This is a genomic window from Chroococcidiopsis sp. [FACHB-1243], from assembly GCF_014696895.1.
Taxonomy (GTDB): Bacteria; Cyanobacteriota; Cyanobacteriia; order Cyanobacteriales; family Chroococcidiopsidaceae; genus Chroococcidiopsis.
The window spans coordinates 44,277-64,504 of record NZ_JACJQX010000010.1 but is presented as its reverse complement, the minus strand read 5'-3'; the positions used below and the strand labels follow the sequence as shown (position 1 = coordinate 64,504).

The following is a 20,228-nucleotide window of genomic DNA, read 5'->3' as shown; positions in this document are numbered from 1 at the left end:
GAAGAATACCTATTTGATTGCATAGCTCAAGAGTGGGTTAGCTTTTTTCTGGACTCGCAAGTTTCCATAGGCGTGGTTGATAAAAACAACATTCACTCATTTTTCCATTTGACTTGACTGTAAACCTGAATGACTCAACCACATCAAAAGTATAAATAGAACTCTGCTTTAATTTGATACTCATAGTGTATGTACCAGGTCCTAACCCCAGATAAGGTAGTTCAACTTGAAGCTCGTGTTTGCCTGAAGGAATTTCAAAAAATTTTTCATCGTGTTCGCCACTCAGAAATAAAACTGTACCCATTCCACCTTCACCACCTATTGTTTTAATTTTCAAGTGAAGAGTAACATTATCAACCCTCTGATGCGCCTGACATCCCACACAGAAATTTACTGGTTTACCGCTTACTAGCGATTTAATAATATTTCCTTCAAGATCTCTAAAGAAGAGCGATCGTATATCTAGCCCTAGACTTTCAGATTCTGTTTTTTCTGGCAAAAACAAAACTTGCGAGGACTCATGGGTATCGTTCAAAAATAAATCGTTTTCATACTTTTCTATGACTTTTTCTGTTTTGCCAGACACAATTAATTCACCCTTTGATAGATATACTGCAAAATCGCATATATGCAATATTGCCTGCGGATTATGGTTGACCAAAATAAAAGATGTACCTTTATCGCGCAGCTCATGTAACTTTCGATAGCACTTAGCTTTAAATTTGATATCTCCTACAGCCAGCACTTCATCAATCAGGAGAATTTCTGGTTCCGTATAAATTGCACAAGCAAATCCCAATCGGGCTGCCATTCCAGAGCTGTAAGTTTGTACGGGAGCATCAATAGCATTCCAGATTTCGGCAAAATTTATCACATCTTGAAATCTCTCTTTAATTTCTTGAGTTGATAAGCCCAAAATTGACATATTTGCATAGATATTTTCTCGTCCCGTTAGGATGGGGTTAAATCCAGCTCCCAGGGCAATTAATGGAGCTACCCTACCTCTAATTTTTACCGAGCCAGTATCTGGCTTAATCAAACCACTAATAATTCGTAGCAGGGTACTTTTTCCAGCACCGTTTGCTCCAACCAATCCCAGTGCTTCTCCTCGCTGCAGTTGAAAATTGATATCTTTTAAAGCCCAGAATTCACCTGGACGTAGAGTATCACTTTTTCGCCTTCCACCCACCAGATCTGTTGTAATATCTTGGATGCCATAGAATAAAGACTGCTTCAAGTCTCGGCAAAACTTTTTAGAGAGGCGATCGACGGAGATAACGGCTTCACTTTCTTTAGGGTGAGTTGCAGTCTTTCTATGTATTATTTCGATTGACATTATGAACTTACCCTCTCAATTACGTAAGGCATTGCAAGACGAAATGTAACCCATGTTAGTAAAATCCCAACTAAAGTTATGACACTGACAACCCAAAACCCACCAGCATTTGAGATATCTCCTGTTGTTGCTAACTCTCGTGTTGTTACTAGTAACGGAGTGACAGGATTTAGTTTGACTAGAAACCCAAAGGTTCCTTCATTAGGCACGGGATAAACTACTGGAGTCAAAAAAAGCCAAAAGTTTGTTACCATTGTTAGACCTTTTGACACATCCTGATATAAAACTCCTAAAGGAGATAAAAGAGTACCAATTAGCGTACCTAGCATAATTAAATGAACTAGTGCTACAGGAGCAAGCAGGATTGTCCATCTCATAGGAATCTGATACCAGACAAATAGCCCTACAATTAAGATTAGTTTGATGGCAAAGTTGAATAACACTTCACCTACCTTTGCTAAGATAATTGCCTCTCGGGGAAAATTGACTCTGGCTAGCATCGGCTTCGACAAGTTTATAGCTTGTACTGGACCATTGACTGCTTCTACAAACGTTTGCCACAGTGCCGTGCTGAACATCACATAGGCGGGATAGGGCAAGTCCGTGACACCAATTTTGATAATATTGGACTCACTCGCAAGTGTAAATCCTGCTGCCATTGCCAGCGGTGGTAAGAATGCCCAGATAAAACCTAGAAATGATTGACGGTATTGAGCGCTAATATCTCGCACCATCAGTCGCCATGCCAGTTCGCGAGAAGCTAACAAGTCCCGCCACATCAGTTTGAATAGTTGAACTGGATGCCTGAGCAGATTCTCTGGTGTGTAAACGATCGCTGGTGGTAGTTCCAGTCTTTGTAAATCCGTTCTTCGTCGTGCAGAATAGTTCTTCATGATCGATTTCGCGACGATGATACACTTGCTGCCGATGCGCGCAGCAGCTGGTAAATTTCCAAGAAACGCTCCGTACATCGGTCTTCACTAAAGTGGGTTAAAGCATACTGACGACCATCTTGCCCCATTCGCTCTGCTAAACTCGCGTTGAGCAATAAGCGTAACAGGGCAGCGGTCAAGGCATCCACATCGAGAGGCGGTACTAAAAAACCCGTAATACCATCAACAACAATCTCTGGCTGTGCGCCAACAGCACTAGCAATGACAGATGTACCGCGCATCATTGCCTCAGTTGTTACGTTACCAAATGGCTCTGACCAAAGCGAAGGTACTACCTGCACCCAGGCTGAATCAAAATGTTTTTCCATTTCAGAACGTGGTAAGTGTCCCAACCAAGTCACGTCAGTTACAATGCCAAGTTCCGCCGCTAAAGCTCGTAAAGCATCTTCCTCTGAACCCCGACCTGCAACGAGCAACTGCGCTTTAGGCGCTTGTGCTTTAGCACGTGCAAAGGCTCGCAACAACACGTCAACCCCTTTTTCTGACACTAACCGTCCAGCAAAAGCAACTGTTGGGGGATTGGCAAGGGGGGGACGCATCGGTCGAACAGCTACACCGTTGTGTACGACTTCGATCGCTCCAATCCCTTCTGCTTCTAACTGTGCTTTCATGCCGTAACTAAGGGCAACCACTAGATCGAAAACAGAGCGCCAGCGTTGCCAAAGTTGCCGCTGTACCATCAATACTGCCCAAGATTGAGGTGTAAGGCAGCGATCGCGCAGACAAGCAATTCCAGCAGTAGCTTTACAGGGACGACCATCGGGCAAAAGTTTTGTGCCTACAGGACAAATTGCTTTATACACGGCTGTTTGGTACAAACACGGCACGTCTTTAAGTAAAGTAAGGATGAGTGGTGAAAGCTGCCACATAAACATGCGCACGTGAACCACATCAGGTCGAAATTCATGCAGAATCTGGCGTAGCTTTAAATAGGCAGAGAAGTTAACAGTCTGGGACAAAACTTGCAATCGAGTTGTAGTGCCAAAACAACTGTAGTCAGATAGGCAGTAGCTGCTAGCAACTTGCATAGCACGACTAGAGAATAGGCGAACATCATGACCGCGATCGCGCAAGTTCTGACGCAAGCCTAGCATTTGTAACTCGGCTCCCCCAGTTGCTGTACCGTAATCATTGATTAGAAGAATCTTCATGCATCTGCACCTAGCATCGCGGTGTTGCTGTCGCGATCGGTTCTTCTAGAGCAGGCGCAGCTTGAGTATTTTTCTGCTTTAGGTGTTTTCTAGCATAACTTGCAGTCAGGTAACGATTCAGTAATGTTTCTAGTGGTGCAAAAAGACCATACATCAATATTTTTTCTAGAGACTGATTTTTAATTCCCAAGGTTAACCGATCGATGAGAGGAAGGAGAATTGTGTTTCTGCGTCTCCATCCCAAAGATTTGTACTTATGTTGGAAGTAGCTATCCTCTGCTAATTGCCATTTTTCGCGCAAACGACTTAGGCTAGCCAACTCCCATGCATCGCTCCAACGCAGCATGTAAAAATGCAGATCTGTAGGCTTCAAGGGTTGCCCTGGCACATATGTAATGATACTACTTGGCTCAAAATAAACTGTTCCTCCTGCTTGAATCACGCTCATGCAGAAGTCCAAATGCTCTTTGGAGTTAAGCATTAACTCATCGAAGAAACCTAGTTGCTCAAAGATTTGAGCGCGAACTAACATGCAGTGAAACTCGCATAACTCCGTTTGCGTCCGCTGCATCTTGGGGCGCACTTCTACTACCTGATGACCTTGTTTGTACATCTTTTCCCGTAAGCGCCTTCTACCAGTAGAATCGCATACAACACGTGCTTCCCCGCCAGCACAGTGGACGACTTCATGCACTGGCTCCTCGTGACACATCAGAGGTCCAACAACTGTAGCACCAGTTTCTTCAGCACATTGAATCAAGGCTTCCAACCAACCAGGTGAAACGATAACATCGTTATCGATGAAGGCGACATACTTGGTGTTAACGCGAGCTAAGCCTAAGTTTCTAGCGCGGTTGGGGAAAAGGTAATAACTCGTCCTAATCAGTTGAAAACCTTTTTCCTGTGCTACGGCTTCCAAGTAGCGCTGTACCTCAGTAGGGGAATTTCCATCTACGTATATCAGCTCAAATGGAATGCACGTATTTGCATAAATACTCTCCAGGGACTGGCGAGCATAGCTGAAACGTTCGCGCGGTGCTACAACAATCGTGACTTGAGGGTTTGTCATGCTACTCAGTCTCTGTTTCTAGCAGTTACGTTCTTTAATCAAGAGGAATTTAAGAATGAGGTTTGGCAATTAGACAGACACGATGTCGTCTTAATTGACTTTACTGGAGATTGCCGTAGGCAATTTTTCTAGTTGAGATTGCTTTTTCAGACTCGATCGCTCTTCTTTAGTAAAATCTTCGTAGTAAGAGCGTTCGGTATTGACATTCCACAAATCATGCTGCTCTCCAAGAATGTTTTTAGCTGCTAGCAGTCCAGTTAGCATGGAATGATCCTGATTGTTGTAGCGATGCATTCCATTACGACCAATAGTTTGTAAGTTGTCAAACTGCTTTAAATATTCTTGAATGACTTGGAGATGCTGGCGATACTCGCCGTCATATACAGGATAAGCTTTGCGCTGACGAATCACAAATCCATCCTCGATCGCGGACAACTTAGACGCTAAGTTTAATTCGACAACCTCGCGACTTGCCAGCTCGATCAATTCTGTATTAGGTAATTCCCAAAGAGCATCGCCCTCGCTACAAAAGTACTCCATCCCCAAACATGTTTTGTTAGGGTTGGGAACCATTGCTGCACTCCAATTCTTAAAGTTTTGAATCCGCCCCACTTTGAATTCTGGGCTGTGAATGTAAATCCAATTGTCAGGAAATAAATCTGGTTGGTTGACGATCAGCGCCACAATTAGAAAATCCCGATATTTCAAGCTACGTGCTGCTGTCAGTACCCGCTCGGGTGCTGGTGGATTGAGTCTTTGTACTAGTGCTGTTATAGGCATACTAGAGATGAAGCGATCGCCAAAGATCTGAATCGTGCGATCGCCTTGTCGGGCAGTAATGCTCTTAATCCAAGTCCCTTCCCGTTCGATGCGAGTCACTGCGGTGTTCAGCTGCACCATAGCACCTTGATTTTCAATAATTTCCTGGCAGCGCTCCCACATCATCCCTGGTCCTAAAACTGGATAGTCAAATTTTTTGATTAAGCTCTTAGCATTTTGACTACCGAATAAAGCGTTAACAACTGCTCGTTTGAGCGACATCCCTTGAATCCGTTGCGCCGCCCAATCTGCCCGAATTCGGTTGCAGGGAATACCCCAAACCTTCTCGGTATATGTTTTGAAGAAGATGCTGTACAGGCGATAACCAAAACGATCGATCGCCCAGTCTTCAAAATTGTCCGGTTCAGGACCGGGAAACAATCTCGTTTTGACTTTTGCCTTCAAGTAGCTAAACAAAATAAAGATACTCGGAATAATGCCCAAATTGGATAACGTATTGAACAACGACAGTGGATAACTGTAAAACTTACCTCCGTAGTAAATCCGTGATAGCCGAGGAACTTTGATAAAATCGGCTGCTAAAATTTCTTGCCAAATCTGCTGTACTTCACCAATTTTGGTATAGAAGCGATGACCGCCAATGTCGAAGCGATAGCCTTTGTATGTTTCTGTCCGTGAGATTCCACCTACCTTATCGTCTCCTTCTAAGACTATAGGTTTGATACCTTGCTTGACAAGTTCGTAGCCAGCAGTTAGACCTGCTGGACCTGCACCGATAATAACGACAGAATAGTGGTTCATATATGGGTCAATCCAGTTGTTTAGTTAATTCTGAGTTCACACAAATTTAGAAGAACTCGTTTTGAGCCAACCCCACTGCCGCAATTGATGGCGAGCTGTACCAATAATGAATGCTAAACCACTATAGAAGTAGTAAAACCAGTGCCAGGGGATAACTTGGAGCGCGAACCGTATCCCCCGTTTGCGCCAAAAGAAGCGATAGACAGGTAGGTTGAGAAATAAGAGCGCCATGCATATTCCCAAAGCTACAGCTAAAAATCCAGACCACCAGAAGGCTGCAACTACAGCAATAAGTAACCCGAATATTAGTACGATGCTCAGGCGATTAGAAACTTGGAGATTCAGATCGTTAATTAATAGGCGATCGCGCCAAATCAATTCTGTCCAGGGAAGGGCACGATAGTAGAAGTCAGCCTTCAGTAGAGAACCAATTTCCCATCGCTTTAGGTGCTTAACCTGCAATGCCTTATTCAGTCGAATTTTATAACCAGCTTGTTTGAGTCGATAGCCCAATTCAATATCTTCTATGGAAGCCTGTCGATAACTATCGTCAAAACCCTCAACTTCGAGAAACACTTCGCGGCGAATAGCACCGCAAGCACCCCAAAAGGTTGAAGCTTCTTCACAACCAGACTGATGCACGTAGTGGTGCAACAGGTTTCTGTACTGTGACAAAAAGTTGGTTGCATCTGGGGCATCATCATAGGAGCCAATCAGAGCCGCTAAGTCTGGTTCGCGCTTGAAAGTGCTAACTACTTGGCTAATAGCATCTGGACGAACGACTACATCGGCATCGACAAAAAATAGGATCTCACCTTGAGCAAAACAAGCTCCTAAATTACGTGCTACAGCTGGACCACTCCGTGTATTTGTTCTCACAACTTGAGTCCCAAATTCTCTAGCTATCAACCAAGATCCGTCTGTATCTCCATCCGCCGCCACAATAATTTCTAATGGAGAAGGGATTGTGTTAGCTAGAGCAGACAAGCAGCGACGAAAGTTCTCTCCTCCGTTATAAACTGGAATAATGACAGATACTTCAAGTTCATGATTGCAAAACATAATAAAACATATCTCAAAAGCTTGTCATAACAGTTTTATAGGGCAATGTCTGCGTTTTAAATCATGCAAATAAAAATAGCATTAGCAATTTATCAAAAATAGCTAATAGATGCGATCGCGGATTTACAAATATTCTATAATTAATAAAATAATTGCCTATACCCTTAAGGTAAGGTTTAAGAATTGGTATTAAAAATTACTACATGAGAAGCAAAGAATCGCCTGATAGCTACCAGTGAATCTCATGAATCAATTCTGAAATTTATTCTCTCTCTTCTTTAAAATTAACTAATCTTGAAAAGCCAAGAAGGTATTTTAAGTACAGGTACTCTCTTGACCAAAGTTACTAGAGCGCACTCTGAGTGTCTTCTCTGAATAACTTAGCAGCTATAGTGCTGCCTCATTTATACCTATAACAAATCTGATATACACATTTCTGCTTCCTTGTTATGGTCTCTTAACAGCAAAAACTTGTCGATACAGAAAAGTTCGGAAAAATTCAGTTATATTGCCAATGCTTGCTTTTGTGATACAAATATTTGTGCTAAGTGTAGCTATTTTTGAGTGTATTTCACAAGAATACAGATAAAAAAGCGCCTTTTTTGAGGAAATATATAAAAAATAATTTGATGTGAAATATAGCACGCTACAACCACCTAAATTATTTTATATTTTTAGTAGATGCATAGTATTGTAATTGTCTCTCGATCGCTACGAGATCGAGAGACAAACTTAACTACTCAACTTTAACTACTCAATGAGCGATCGAAAACACCGTAACCAACTAATTCTAGCGATCTTAAGGTGCAACTTGTCCAAAGCTAGAATTTGCATCACCTAAGCGATATTCATCAGTATAAATAATTCGAGGGGCAGGACCTCGAAAATTGGAATTGCCTTTGTACAATCCCATCTTGAAGTACGGTCCCGTACCTTCGTCATTCCAAAACGTAGCTCCTTGATAGTTGATTTTTTGAATGTAGTCACCGCTACCTGTTTTCATCCAAAGTCTAAAGAATCCATCATTGTTCCCCGTCCATTTGACGTTCACTACAAAGTCAGTCCATTGCCCTCTTATTTCAGAAACTCGCGCTAAAGTGTAGTTAGTACATACAGCATCTACAGTATCGCCTCTACGTTGGAAATCTAAGATAAAGTTACTACCTCGGCGCGAGATTTTAGAACCAACGCCACCACACGGATATCTCCTACCTGGTCTGCTAGGCCAAGCCGCAAATTGATTGACAATATCAAAACCTGGATCGGTATCGCTCCAGTCTAGGGGGACAAACATCGACCAGCCGTACCAATAAGTTTTGCCGATTTCGGTTCTGCTCATTTCTAGCTCAGCACGTTCTCCGCAGCGGTCTATGCGATGTCTGAAAGCTGTTTGTCCAGCTCTTGTTATGTCGTACGAAGGTTCTATTCTGGAACAATTCCTATTTATAGATCGGGAAATTTCAGTCAATGAGTCAATTATACTTGCATGAGACTGACGTACTCCTACTACAAGCAAAAAGAGCATACTTAGAAGTAGAGATCTACTTAAAAACAAGGCTGAATGATGCAAACATTTTTTCAGATGTTTGTTCTGGCGATCGGTTTTTTTGGACATTATCCTCATTCTCATTAAATTACTCTCAACTTTTAGTTTGGAATGAACTCTATTTGAATTCATGTTTTGCTTTTTAAAGAAAGCGGACGAAGTTTCAAAATATCGATTGTCAAGTAAGTTCGTTTGCTTCTTCAACACAAAAAACAATTAACTAAATTTTTATTTATTTAGTTTGATTAAATTTCTATTTCTAAATCAAAATCAATTTGATAATCACATTTTTAGTGGCTATGATACTTGCATTTCATAAAAACTACGAGCTGTAACTATTGCTTCAGTTCAAACTATTTTAAATTCACGATTCAAGGTTAATTTTTTGGCTCAAAAAAAATCTATACTTAACACTATACTAACTTTGTCTATGTCGGCTTTTATCAGTTTTTTGCTAATAGATTACTTATAAAATTTTTGGTTTCACTCAAAATACTTTTTTAAGTTTGACTAATTTTTTTTAAGCCAAATACTACCTCCTGTATTTTTCATACATAACGGCATTTTTTCAATAAACTTATTTTGATGGAAAAACTCTAAAAATGTATTAAAAAAAACTATTTCATAGTTGCAGTTATATTGTAAAAATGCTCTCAGCATATAAGCCTCATTCCACGCCCTACCTTCAAATATCCATTCTTTGGGATATTCAAAAGGGTAAAAAATATCATGAAAATGTATATAAACTCCTTTATTTAAGAGCGGTAATATTTCAAAGAATATATAGTTAACATCACTATCTATTTTTGATACATGAGTTGAGTCAATAAAAAGAATATCTCCCGCATTTAATTCAGAAAACTTATCGATATCCACATTTTGAAGCTTTTTCTGAACTATTTCAATTTTATTTTTGTCTGTTTCTTTGATTAAAGATAATAGTAATTGTGGGTAAGGTTCAATAAAAGTACAAGATATTGAACTATTAAATAGTAAATCGTTAGTATCCAAAATTAAGCAAGATGAATAACCAGAGCCTACTTCAATAATTTTCTTGGGCTTTGCATGATTCATCATGCAGTATAAACAAATTGCATCAGAATATGAATAGGAAATATTTTCGTAGAAATATCTTAAGTTTTCCTGCCGATTGGGAGTAAAAGGTAAACTTAGATAATATTCGCTAAATTCTCCAAATAGCTCGAGTTGCGCTTGTTCATTCAAATCAATTCCAGAAACTTTTTTTGTAAGATGTTTACTAAATATTTCATCTTCTTTAGATTTAATCTCTGTTAATGATGGAATTGGCGAGTAAAAATGACCTGGAGGAACCCAAGTTTTATATAAGCCTAACTTACCTAATTCAAGTAAATTTTGTTTTAAGTAAGGAGTATTGTACAATACTCCTTTAACTATACTTTTCAAGGTTTTTTTCATGTTGAAAATAGCTTAAGTTAGAAAAGTTTGTATTGTTGTAGAATAGCTAAATCGAATACTTTCCGTTACGCTCAACTCATTACAGCACTACAACCGCTCTGGTAAAAATTTTGCTCAAGTGAAGTGAGTAGTATTTGCTAAAGAGGTGAATTTGCAGCGGAAATCTTATAAGATAATCAAATAGAGTTTCAGTAAAAAATTATTTTTTACCCCATTCAATAACTTCTTTCAAGCCATATGTTAAACGCTGATTAATACTATTAGGTAAAAAACTTAGTATTTTACCAGTTTTTGATAAAGATTTATGTTTTTTCCAACTATCCGAGCTTTCAATATTTGTCCAGTGTTCTGGCTTTTCAAGATACTTTACTGTGCTTGCTTCTATAATTCCTAAATTTTTAAAATAATATGCTAGCTCTAGTCCATAATCAAAATATCCTAAAGCTTGGCAGATTTTTAAATACTTTATAGCTTGTTCTGGCGTAGTTTTCTTTTTTGTACCTACGAAATCAAATAACCAAACGACTTCACACCATAAAGGCTGATGTTTGCCATGCTTGGACAGAGAATTATTACGACTAGCTTGATAAATTTCCATATCAAACATCAGAAATCCTTGCGATCGCATAAATGCTTCAAGCTGTGTATATGTAGTTTCTCCGATATAGTTCTCCACAAAACCTGTCTCTGTTTCCACACAAAAAGCATTTTGCAAAACCTGATTCCCTGCTTTAAGAATCGGTAACTCTAATCCTTGCGTATCAAGCTTGATAATATCTGCTGTTAATTGTTGCTCGTTAGCTAAACTGTTGAGCGTCATACATGAGACAGTATCTGTCCCAGTTTCTCTAAATTGGTAATGATGTGAAAAACGACCAAGCCAGTTATGATTTGGGCGGAGCAGAGAATAGCAGAAAGGGTGATGTGTTTTGTACATTACCCGATCTCCTTGCTCTCCAGAGATAGCAAAAGGTAGGTAACGAGTTGACTTGTATGGATGAGACTCGCGACTCAAGCGCTTGCATTCACTAGCGTTTGGCTCGAAGCCAGTGTATGCTAGTAGTTGTACTAAATCAGACCATTTTGAGTCTAGTGGACCACTACAGCCTATATCTAAAAAATTTATTTGCTGTACCTGAGTAAAAGGATTATTCATACTTGTTTGCTGACATAAAATAACAATGAGATTGTTAGAAAACTTAAGCTACTTACTCGAGTTTTTTTAACATATACTTTTTCTATTTATACTACTCCAGCAACTACAGAGTCCTTCAATTCTTTTGTAAGTAGCTCAAACCAATTTTCAAAACTATCGCTTACTATTAGTTTTTTATCTGGAGATACGACTCCTTCAGCACCTATAGATGTAGCAACAACAGGTAACCCCGCTTCCAGCATTTCTAAAGTTTTTAGTTTAACTCCTCCTCCCTTCAAAAGTGGAACTATTCCGATCTCTGCCTTTTCAAAGAAAATAGTGGGATCTTCAACGAAACCTGTAACTGTGATCTGTTTGCCTGCAAGTGCTAAAACTTTTTTAGAAGGATTAGAGCCGACTATATAAAGTTTGAAATTTCGATCTTGCTGAAGCAGTTTTTTAAAACATTGGTCAACGAAGTTAAGAATTGCTTGCTCGTTTTCTGGTCTTTCCATAGCAGCCCAGAATAAAAGACTTTTCTTTTCTATTTTCTCCGCTCGGCGTTTCACTTGATAAACAAAGCTGCTAGCTTTTGGAGGCTTTACAATAAGCTTTTCACTACCAATTGAAAATAAAGAACTTAAAAGATCGCGATCTTTTTTAGATAATACCCATAGTTCGCTTGCATTCGAGTAAAGTTTCTGCTCGTAGCGAAAGATTCTGGCTACTTCAAGATCGAAAAATGAACTTTTTACAGATTGCCTTAACCAAACTTGTGTCAATACATCATGTATACTAATGACAATTTTAGTCTGTTTTGAATCGACATATTTTTTGACTATATCTAAATAAACGGCGGCATGGGAATATTCAAAATGAATTACATCATATGTTTTTGCAATCAGAAGCTCTTGAATTTTCTTACTAACTGCTCTATTAAACCGAGAAGCAAATTTTAAAGGCGCTTGATAATAGTTCAAGCAGTTTATAGCTTTTTTAAATTTAGTAAGTGGGTATGTATAGAGACTATTACCAAAATCTGTTTGTAGATCTTTAGCAACAACTATTTCTGTAGTATTAGCGATAACAATTATATCAACAACTTCATGTAAGGCAGCATACTTCGCAAGATTCATAAAAGCAATTTTTTGTCCAGCTTGAGGATACTGCGTTGTAGGAGCATGAGCTGAAATGAATAAGACTTTTGACATACCACAAATACTATTAGGTTAGGAAAACGAGTTGCAGCGAAAAAATAGCGCTGAGTAACTCTGTGTTAAAAGTACTAACAATCCAACACTTACTTTGTTAGTACTAACCACTTAGATCCTTGTAATGGGGCTACAAATTCCGATACAGGAGTCTCTGACCTTTCAATCACTACCACGAACGGATATAAATGAAAAGACTGAATAGCATCTTGAAAATAGGTTGAAAAACTAGCAAGACCGCTACCGCTTTTAATAGGCTTATATCCAAATTCTTGTAATGCATTTAAATTATGCGTCAACCCAGATATATAGGTATGAAACTGATTTAAAGTCCCATGAATGTCTTCACATATATAAACTCCTCCTGGTCTTAAATGCGGCAATAACTCTTCTAAAGTTGCAATCTGCTGCTCTGGTTCGTGTCCGCCATCATCAATTACGATATCGAGAGTAGGAACTTCACTTTTGAATCGCTTCCAGAAATTGCGATCTGTCTGATCGCCAATAAAAATTTTAATTGAATCTTTTTCGTATGCTTTACATGCTTCCTCAATATCTACACCATAAATTTGACAATTAGAACCAAAATAGTTTTTCCACATTTCTAGGCTCCCACCGCTGGCAACACCAACTTCTAGAACCTGAACTTTTTGTCCAACAAACTTAGAAAGGTGGCGATGGTAAATATTAAAATAGTGCTTCCACTTAAGTATTCCTAATCCTTCAGTATGAGAATTAAAATAAGCTTCTAAAGCATTGGATGGAGTATTTCCATTTTCTAAGTGAGATTGGAAATGATTCGTTGTTATAGTGCTAGACTCACCATTAATGGTAAAATTCTGCCCCCATTGAAAACCTTTTTCTGCTATTGGGGAACTAAGTATTAGAGTTTTTAGTGTCTTTATAGAAGTTTGATAAGAACGTGGTATTAACATTTTTGCTAAATGACGAATGATGCTTTTCATAAATGCAAATCTCTTAAACGATCTATCTATTTAATAATCTACTGGTTTTTAGTTAAAACGAAATCCTGATTTGTTCAGGATTGACATCAGAAAATTTAAGTTTATGTTCGGTTATATTACCGAAAAATATCAAATGTATCTTCTAACGTAGGAAATTCCGCTACATTCCGAAAAATCTTAGTTGGCAAGGCATAGGGAAAATCAAATTTTCAGTATATAGGTAATAGTGCAGCAGTGATTGAAAAAGCTTATTCCAAACGGAGAAACAGTTAAATAGCATGAAGCAAAGTAAGAGCAGTACAATCAACTATTTACAGCTGTGTAGTGGCAATTGACAACTCAGGATACAAGAGTAAAATTAGAGTAACCCTTTACAAAAGCTAATCTGATACAATCTTGCTAGTGGAATAGTTTATATAACCGTCAAAAATTAAGCTAGGATAACATAAATTTAAGCTGTAAAATAGATGGATAGATGGTGAGAGATGCCCTGACATTAAGTTATGAGACTACTGAGAAACCTGAGTAAGAAGAAGTTAAATAAAGTGTCTGATAGAGTAATTTATCTAAATTAAACTATCACTTTTTTACCCAGATCGCTTCCCATAATTAGTTTTCTTCTCGATCTACTTATAGCTACTGAGATTTGCTTGCATCCGATGAATTAAACTAATAATATCATCGGTAGTATCTTCCAATTTAAAAGATTCATGCTGCAATGTAGATAAAATTGTATCTAATTGTGATTCCACATTCTTTTTACTTCCAAGCTCTAGGAGTAATTGGTCTAAAACCATTCTAAAGAAAATATTTGATTGAGTAGTTCTAACATAATTTTTTACTATTAATTTTAGTAATTTGGAACTTTTCAAGAGCGATATTTGCTGCGTGCGTATTTCTTGACAGATTTCTTTTAGCAGTCGAGCTGTTGTGTACTCCATTAATACTATTTGTAATGTAAATAATCCCTGATTTTTTTCAACTAAAGAGCGTCGCCTCAGAGATTCTAAAGCTTCTGCTAGCTCTAGGGACTGAACTTTTAAACCAAAGTCATTCTTCAATTTCTGAAATGAAACTGGTTCGCGCTCAATTGCTAAGCAATACATGAGTTCTTTCTCAATTGGTTGTAGGCGATTGAACTGGCTATCAAAAAATTCTTTAACATCATTAAACACTATTATTTCCTGTTTCAGAAAATCAGAGGCGCTACTATCAAATATGTTTTGTATAGTTGTAGAAACCATATTCAGTAATAAAGGATTGCCTCCATAAATTTGAATTATTTTTTCCAAATCAGCTTCCGAACCATAAATTCCTTTACCTTTAAGGATACACTGCCCTTCTAACTCATCCAATCCTATCAATCGTAGCGATCGCGTAGGTAATTCTTCTCCCTCTCTTATCGCAACTTCCTTGGGTTTCTCTCGACTTGTTAACAATAGACAACTTTGATGATATGTTTCTCCTATGTATTTTATCAGCCGTCCATACTCCTCATCCTCTTCTTGATAGTGCGTGTCTTTTCGATCGTAATTTAAGATTGATTCAGCACCATCAAGAACTAATAAACAGGGAGACCTACGAAAATATTTCAAGAGCAGTGATATTCTTCCATTTGTAGTTTCTGGTAAATCTTTTTCTTGCTGATTAGATAGAAAATAAATTATCTCTTCTAAGAGTTCTCGTATTGGTGGAGCATGACGCAACGAGCGCCAAATAATGTATTTGAAATCACTCTGAAGCTGCTGAGCTAGCTTTATAGAAAGAGTAGTTTTGCCAATACCACCCATGCCTACTAGTGCTACTAAAGGACAACGATCTTGAACAATCCACTGTTGTAATGTAGCTAATTCTTGGGTACGTCCGTAGAAAGTATGTACGTCAACTGCCTCACCCCAGTCTTGACAACTATCCATATCAAGCTGTTGATTGTGAGAGGGGTTCGCTAGGGTTAATCTTCTCTCAAGGGCTGTTCTAAAATTCTTTTTGCTCACTTTTTCGCCTAAAGCCTCTGAAAGGATCTTCCATAATCTAGGTCCAACATCTCGTTTTAAGTACTTTTCGCTATATCCTTCTCGGTCGGCAATCTCTTCATATGTGTATCCTTGCCAAGCACCTCTAAGTACTATTTTTTGAATATCTGTCAAATGCGTACCTTGTTTGTTAAACACAACTGTATCTGCAACGATAAATTCTCTGGTTTCAAAAGTTGAGGACTGAGAGTTGATTGCATTCATCTTGTAGTTGTCTCCAAAATAGTTGAAATCTGTAGCTCTACTAGGGCAGAAATGAGCGCTCGTCATTTGATAGCATTGATTTCTATGTAAGTTCTCTTAGCGTGTAATGTCGCTTTAGGACGTTTTAAATTGCTTAACGGAGAGACTTTTCGGTTCTAGGAATTTCTGGCTCGCTCTTGCTATCCCGAATATAAGCTCCAAGTCTAATCTAGAAATTTATCTATTAGCAAATTGTTGTCTGCGATCGCATAAAACACTTACATGTAAACGAATCTTTCACAATTATTTTACTCAGAATCAATTCAAAGCTTCTCAACAGAGATGTGCAACTGTTTGCAGTATGCGAACTCAACGATTAAGATATCCTTTGCCCATTATGCATATTCCGATTTAAGTAAACCATATTCTTTCTAGTGTGAGTTAATAAAAATCTGGTATTACTTTAGTCACTTAATCTATATCATTACTTTAATCAGTATTGCAAGATAAATAAAGTTATTTACATGACATTTTTTGGATTTCTCGGTTATTTTGGTTAAAACCTGAAAAAATCTGATATTTACCCGAACTTTTTGGATTGTTTAAATTAATTTAAGCTTTTCAAAAACAATCTTTTTCCTATACTTTGGGGAATGGTTAACCGTAGAAAAATTTAGTACATATATTAAGTGACGTTTAGATCTGTAATTATTTTGGTTATTTTCAATTCTGAACAACAAGAAAAATCGCCCAGGTATCAACGCAATAACCTAATTGCAAACTGTCGTCCAAGTTTCTATATGCCAGAGGATTTATTAAAAACTATCGAAACTCAATCTCAACGAGAACACTCTTCCCGTTCTGGCTTTGTAACCAACTTATTATTTTTTTTACTACTATCGCCGATTGGGAAGCAATTACAGAAAAATGCTAGTCTAAATCGCCGTACTATAGCCCAAGAGTTGGAACAGTCGCTGGTACTATTTCAGCAACAGTTGCCTCTACATCAAATCAATCAGCTTGCAGCAGCCACTCAGCGATCGCCAGCTCAGATGATGACTTATTTAGTTTTATTGGGATTGCAAGCTTACCAAGCAAAAGAACGTTTGAATAAAAGTGCTGAATATTAAGTAATCAGCCTCGTTATCTCTAGTATTTTTCTATTTGAAAGTATGGTATACCAAGTCAGTTGGTATGCCATTTTTTAATTTATAAAAATCTTTAAAAAGTTATTAACTACAAATGCCGCAGCTGAGCTGGTACAACTATCGAAAGCGGATGGATGCAGAAGGGAATTGCACAACCTTCTCGCCAAAACTAAGCTGATGCATGAATCTTTCAACATCCCTTGTTTGTGCAGTTTTAGAAAACTGATTATACCCAACTGTAAGCTGGCTCTGTGAACTAAACAGCATGGCATCAGACTAGCAATATTACAGGTCGCTAGATCGCTTGCTCGTTGAAAGTAAAAGCTAGCGATCGCAAATGATGGCAAGATTGCAGATCGGATTGTCAGTTCACTTCTCTTGTATGCCCACTCTCCGATTGAATTAGCAATATCAAGCCGATCGATTAATATTCTTTTGTCTATTCCAATTGCTCGCCTTGGCTCTCAGAACAAAGAATATGAGAGATAAAGATAGAAATTGCCGCGATCGCTCGACGGGAATTGTTAAATAATGATCTTTTTATGGTGTTGCAATTTTGACTATAGCCTGTGTATAATATCAGTGAAAAGGACAGCAACAGAGTAAAAAAGAATCTGTTTAGTTAGTAAATGCCTTTTGATTTGAGGTATTTGAACGCTCAAAGTGTAACTGTTGGTAACGTTGAAAAACCTTAACTGTTAAAATTAGGGGGGTTTCATGCAGACAGCACTGTGTTGGCAAGAGGTTCTGATTGAAAATCAAGCAGAGATGGGAGATTTTGTATCCTTCCAAGTACTGCCGAGCAGGCGAAAACTAGCTCCTAAAAGGCAGTAGCAAGCTTGAGCAGAAGATCGTCTCTAGTGCTTTTTGGCATAACTCAAAATAGTGAGAGAATTCCAGAACGTAGGAATTTCATAGTTTCGATCTCAGTAGAGCCGTTGCAGTTTCATCCAGCGATCGCTTTCTGAGCTGAAAAAGTGGCTATTTTTTGATTGTCTCTAAAATCTTCTCTACTGACCAGTGCTTTGCTATTGCTCTCACCAAAGCAGTTGCTTCTTCTTCTCTCAGAGACTCCACACTCTTAATCAAGGCTCTACAGTCGTCGCTAATCCTAATCGAGATAGGATTGGTCGATGGCAGGTTTTCGGCAGACACTTTTTGACTTCCCAAAATATCTCGATCGATGACTACAGCTAATACATCAACTGTTTGAGAATCTGGTAAACTTTCATGAAATGCTTCAACTGATGTAATTAACTTTGCTTGAACAGAATCTACTTCGTGCTTGTTTACATCTGAAGTAACATTACAAGTAGAATTTTTAAGTTTTTTCAATTCCTGATGTTGACTAATAATGCTTCTAGCTTTAGAGTAAGTGATGTGTTCGCCCTTCTTAGCAAGCTCTAACGCTTCCTGGCGAGCGCTTTCAGAGGTAGAAGGAGCAGCTAGAAGATATAGAGCGGAGCTAGCAATAAATAAATCGGCAAATTTTGCCGATTTAAAAACTTCCGCCACCCTCATAAAGTTTCTTGCTGTTCGTTCCTTCCAACCAAATTCAGTTATTAGCCAATTGCTAAAATGCCCAAACCCAAGATATTGCTTGACTTCGATCAGCTTTTCACCTATTTCAATAATATCTTGTGTCGTTCTACGCATCATTCTTTTGATTTCACAAGTATGCTTTTGGACAGCAATTTGTGCTTCCATGTCAAGAGCTGCATAATCAAAGCTTTGCTGTTTAGATTGGTTCCCATTATCAATATGATAGAGATTTTCCATGTTCCATCTTCCTCACAACTTTTGAAGATTTCTCGGCATCAATCGATTCTGCATAAGAGGCTGTGTCTAGATAATTATGAAGCTACAGTAGGAGCTGCCTTCTACAAGCAGCGTGTAAGCCTTTCTTAAACAGCTGGATTGATTCCAGTAAGCAAAAGCCTGCTACACCCTCTAGGATCTTAGTAAAACACGAAAATCACCTTGTTAACGGAATTAACCTCCATTCTCTACGAATAAGCTGGCTGTGTGCGTAATTGAGCTTTCTAATAGCAGCTACTACAGGTTAACTTCATACCGCTTTGCATCACTTAAAGTACTGGCATATACTTTGCAAGTCATATTGGCTAAAGTAGTTTACATCATATATATCAATCTGATTTTGCTATTTGATTACCTTGAATCGACTTGTCTTGAGAGACACTCTTGATAGCCCAGGAAGTTGCGTTAGAAATTGTTTAGTTGAAGATTAAACAAGTCTTTAACACACCGCACGATGCTACTTAAATTACCATAATACACTAATTATTTTGGTAATATACATGACTATTTCTAGGGTGAGCGATCGCAGCAGTCAGAATGTTGAATCCGCACGATATGCGCCAGATTGGGGAAATTGCCGATTTAGCGATAGGATTTGATTAATGTATATTATTTAACTAATCGTCTACTCTACTAGCAACTTTTATTGCTCTATTAGAGCCACCCAGTGTTTAGGAAACGATTTCGGTTATTATTCCATTTTTACAAGCAATTAGTATGTCGCTAGTATGTCGCCCATCATTTTACACCGACAAAATACCAACAAAATTCCTAACAATCAAAAATCTATCTCAAGAAAGAGGTAAAAAAAGATTTAGTATACAAATATACGCTGTTAACAAAAAACTCTTTTGACGAAAAAGCTGCTGATTCCCGAACTTTTCCGACCTTTATTGAATTGACAAATCAAGACAAAAACACTGAGTTGACAAGCTTTTCATTTAACCAGAGTATAGATATAAAGGTACTAAAAATCGTACCTAAAGCTCTTCACCAGCCACAAATAGAACAAATAGAGGATGAGTAAGCATGATGATGCATCAGCTAGAGGTATCCGAACTAGAAGAGGAATTGTCCCAACAGAATTACGGAAAATTAAGAGCTGCTTTTCCTGCAAGTGTAGTGCGGCAGCGGGAAAGAAGAGCGGCTGACTTGACAGCAAACAAACATAGGAGTCTACCCCAACTAGAGCAGAAGACACCACAAGTGGTAGTCATGCAGCTACAGTCTTTTGAACAAGTGACGCAAGCCGTCGAAATTCTGTGGCAAGGTCAACCGCTAGTCTTAAATGTTGTACAGATGGATGCAGAGAAAGCACAACGAGCAGTAGACTTTGTTGCTGGAGCAACTTACGCACTAGAAGGACAGCAACAATATCTAGCGGCAGGGATATTTCTGTTTGCACCGAACGGCGTGCAGTTAGCGAACGCTATTGATGAAACATGCTTATAAAGTCGTGCGTTTTAGCACCTCTTGCTGTCAGAAATAGTGATGCATAATTGCGATCGCAATTGTTAGCACCAATTTGGATTCAAAGCAATCTATCCGATCGTTCCCGTTCCAGGAGATAGCGGTTCGTGCAGCTTAAAGATATCCGTGA

At 38.5% G+C, this 20,228-nt stretch carries 15 protein-coding genes; 2 read left to right on the top strand and 13 right to left on the bottom strand.

Features of this window, described 5'->3' with window-relative positions; translation table 11 throughout:
• Positions 1-37 precede the first annotated feature (37 nt).
• The 12 genes from H6G17_RS09555 to H6G17_RS09500 all read right to left on the bottom strand — a co-directional run bounded on the left by H6G17_RS09555 (position 38) and on the right by H6G17_RS09500 (position 15,683).
• On the bottom strand, positions 38-1,336 hold the full coding sequence (locus tag H6G17_RS09555; RefSeq protein WP_192156516.1) for an ABC transporter ATP-binding protein: 1,299 nt from the start codon (positions 1,334-1,336) through the stop codon (positions 38-40).
• The gene (locus H6G17_RS09550) at positions 1,336-2,229 is read right to left on the bottom strand and encodes an ABC transporter permease (RefSeq protein WP_192156514.1); all 894 of its coding nucleotides are present in this window, start codon (positions 2,227-2,229) and stop codon (positions 1,336-1,338) included. The genes H6G17_RS09555 and H6G17_RS09550 overlap by 1 nt, the downstream gene beginning before the upstream one ends.
• Positions 2,226-3,440, bottom strand: coding sequence for a glycosyltransferase family 4 protein (locus H6G17_RS09545; protein ID WP_192156512.1), 1,215 nt, complete (start codon positions 3,438-3,440; stop codon positions 2,226-2,228). Before H6G17_RS09545 ends, H6G17_RS09550 begins: the two co-directional genes overlap by 4 nt.
• A gap of 10 nt (positions 3,441-3,450) precedes the next feature.
• Entirely contained in the window at positions 3,451-4,509 is a 1,059-nt protein-coding gene (locus H6G17_RS09540; protein ID WP_192156510.1) for a glycosyltransferase, read from the bottom strand.
• A 90-nt stretch (positions 4,510-4,599) separates the two neighbouring features.
• A complete protein-coding gene (locus H6G17_RS09535; RefSeq protein WP_192156508.1) occupies positions 4,600-6,090 on the bottom strand; it encodes an NAD(P)/FAD-dependent oxidoreductase in 1,491 nt (496 codons plus the stop codon).
• A 36-nt stretch (positions 6,091-6,126) separates the two neighbouring features.
• A complete protein-coding gene (locus tag H6G17_RS09530) occupies positions 6,127-7,152 on the bottom strand; it encodes a glycosyltransferase family 2 protein (protein ID WP_192156506.1) in 1,026 nt (341 codons plus the stop codon).
• A 799-nt stretch (positions 7,153-7,951) separates the two neighbouring features.
• Complete coding sequence (locus H6G17_RS09525) at positions 7,952-8,677, bottom strand: polysaccharide lyase (protein ID WP_192156504.1); 726 nt, start codon at positions 8,675-8,677, stop codon at positions 7,952-7,954.
• A 531-nt stretch (positions 8,678-9,208) separates the two neighbouring features.
• The gene (locus H6G17_RS09520; RefSeq protein WP_192156498.1) at positions 9,209-10,135 is read right to left on the bottom strand and encodes a class I SAM-dependent methyltransferase; all 927 of its coding nucleotides are present in this window, start codon (positions 10,133-10,135) and stop codon (positions 9,209-9,211) included.
• Positions 10,136-10,334: 199 nt separating this feature from the next.
• Positions 10,335-11,291: an FkbM family methyltransferase gene (locus tag H6G17_RS09515; RefSeq protein ID WP_192156497.1), complete on the bottom strand. Its 957-nt coding sequence runs from the start codon at positions 11,289-11,291 to the stop codon at positions 10,335-10,337.
• A gap of 86 nt (positions 11,292-11,377) precedes the next feature.
• Complete coding sequence (locus H6G17_RS09510; protein WP_192156496.1) at positions 11,378-12,481, bottom strand: glycosyltransferase family 4 protein; 1,104 nt, start codon at positions 12,479-12,481, stop codon at positions 11,378-11,380.
• Between the two features lie 89 nt (positions 12,482-12,570).
• On the bottom strand, positions 12,571-13,446 hold the full coding sequence (locus tag H6G17_RS09505; protein WP_192156495.1) for a class I SAM-dependent methyltransferase: 876 nt from the start codon (positions 13,444-13,446) through the stop codon (positions 12,571-12,573).
• A gap of 626 nt (positions 13,447-14,072) precedes the next feature.
• Entirely contained in the window at positions 14,073-15,683 is a 1,611-nt protein-coding gene (locus H6G17_RS09500) for an NB-ARC domain-containing protein (protein WP_192156493.1), read from the bottom strand.
• A 779-nt stretch (positions 15,684-16,462) separates the two neighbouring features.
• On the opposite strand from H6G17_RS09500, the gene H6G17_RS09495 reads away from it, so the two are divergent.
• Positions 16,463-16,792, top strand: coding sequence for a hypothetical protein (locus H6G17_RS09495; protein ID WP_192156491.1), 330 nt, complete (start codon positions 16,463-16,465; stop codon positions 16,790-16,792).
• A 999-nt stretch (positions 16,793-17,791) separates the two neighbouring features.
• On the opposite strand, the gene H6G17_RS09490 is transcribed toward H6G17_RS09495, so the two are convergent.
• Positions 17,792-18,589 carry a DUF3102 domain-containing protein gene (locus H6G17_RS09490; RefSeq protein WP_192156490.1) on the bottom strand — a complete coding sequence of 266 codons (798 nt, stop codon included), beginning with the start codon at positions 18,587-18,589 and terminating at the stop codon, positions 17,792-17,794.
• 1,068 nt (positions 18,590-19,657) lie between these two features.
• Between H6G17_RS09490 and H6G17_RS09485 the strand changes: the two genes are divergently transcribed.
• Entirely contained in the window at positions 19,658-20,080 is a 423-nt protein-coding gene (locus tag H6G17_RS09485; RefSeq protein WP_192156486.1) for a cell division protein SepF, read from the top strand.
• Positions 20,081-20,228: the final 148 nt, after the last annotated feature.

What these genes read in the sequence shown, in the direction of transcription:
- H6G17_RS09555 (WP_192156516.1), bottom strand. Translation starts at nt 1,336, where the DNA reads ATGTCAATCGAAATAATACATAGAAAGACTGCAACTCACCCTAAAGAA.
- H6G17_RS09550 (WP_192156514.1), bottom strand. Translation starts at nt 2,229, where the DNA reads ATGAAGAACTATTCTGCACGACGAAGAACGGATTTACAAAGACTGGAA.
- H6G17_RS09545 (WP_192156512.1), bottom strand. Translation starts at nt 3,440, where the DNA reads ATGAAGATTCTTCTAATCAATGATTACGGTACAGCAACTGGGGGAGCC.
- H6G17_RS09540 (WP_192156510.1), bottom strand. Translation starts at nt 4,509, where the DNA reads ATGACAAACCCTCAAGTCACGATTGTTGTAGCACCGCGCGAACGTTTC.
- H6G17_RS09535 (WP_192156508.1), bottom strand. Translation starts at nt 6,090, where the DNA reads ATGAACCACTATTCTGTCGTTATTATCGGTGCAGGTCCAGCAGGTCTA.
- H6G17_RS09530 (WP_192156506.1), bottom strand. Translation starts at nt 7,152, where the DNA reads ATGTTTTGCAATCATGAACTTGAAGTATCTGTCATTATTCCAGTTTAT.
- H6G17_RS09525 (WP_192156504.1), bottom strand. Translation starts at nt 8,677, where the DNA reads ATGCTCTTTTTGCTTGTAGTAGGAGTACGTCAGTCTCATGCAAGTATA.
- H6G17_RS09520 (WP_192156498.1), bottom strand. Translation starts at nt 10,135, where the DNA reads ATGAAAAAAACCTTGAAAAGTATAGTTAAAGGAGTATTGTACAATACT.
- H6G17_RS09515 (WP_192156497.1), bottom strand. Translation starts at nt 11,291, where the DNA reads ATGAATAATCCTTTTACTCAGGTACAGCAAATAAATTTTTTAGATATA.
- H6G17_RS09510 (WP_192156496.1), bottom strand. Translation starts at nt 12,481, where the DNA reads ATGTCAAAAGTCTTATTCATTTCAGCTCATGCTCCTACAACGCAGTAT.
- H6G17_RS09505 (WP_192156495.1), bottom strand. Translation starts at nt 13,446, where the DNA reads ATGAAAAGCATCATTCGTCATTTAGCAAAAATGTTAATACCACGTTCT.
- H6G17_RS09500 (WP_192156493.1), bottom strand. Translation starts at nt 15,683, where the DNA reads ATGAATGCAATCAACTCTCAGTCCTCAACTTTTGAAACCAGAGAATTT.
- H6G17_RS09495 (WP_192156491.1), top strand. Translation starts at nt 16,463, where the DNA reads ATGCCAGAGGATTTATTAAAAACTATCGAAACTCAATCTCAACGAGAA.
- H6G17_RS09490 (WP_192156490.1), bottom strand. Translation starts at nt 18,589, where the DNA reads ATGGAAAATCTCTATCATATTGATAATGGGAACCAATCTAAACAGCAA.
- H6G17_RS09485 (WP_192156486.1), top strand. Translation starts at nt 19,658, where the DNA reads ATGATGATGCATCAGCTAGAGGTATCCGAACTAGAAGAGGAATTGTCC.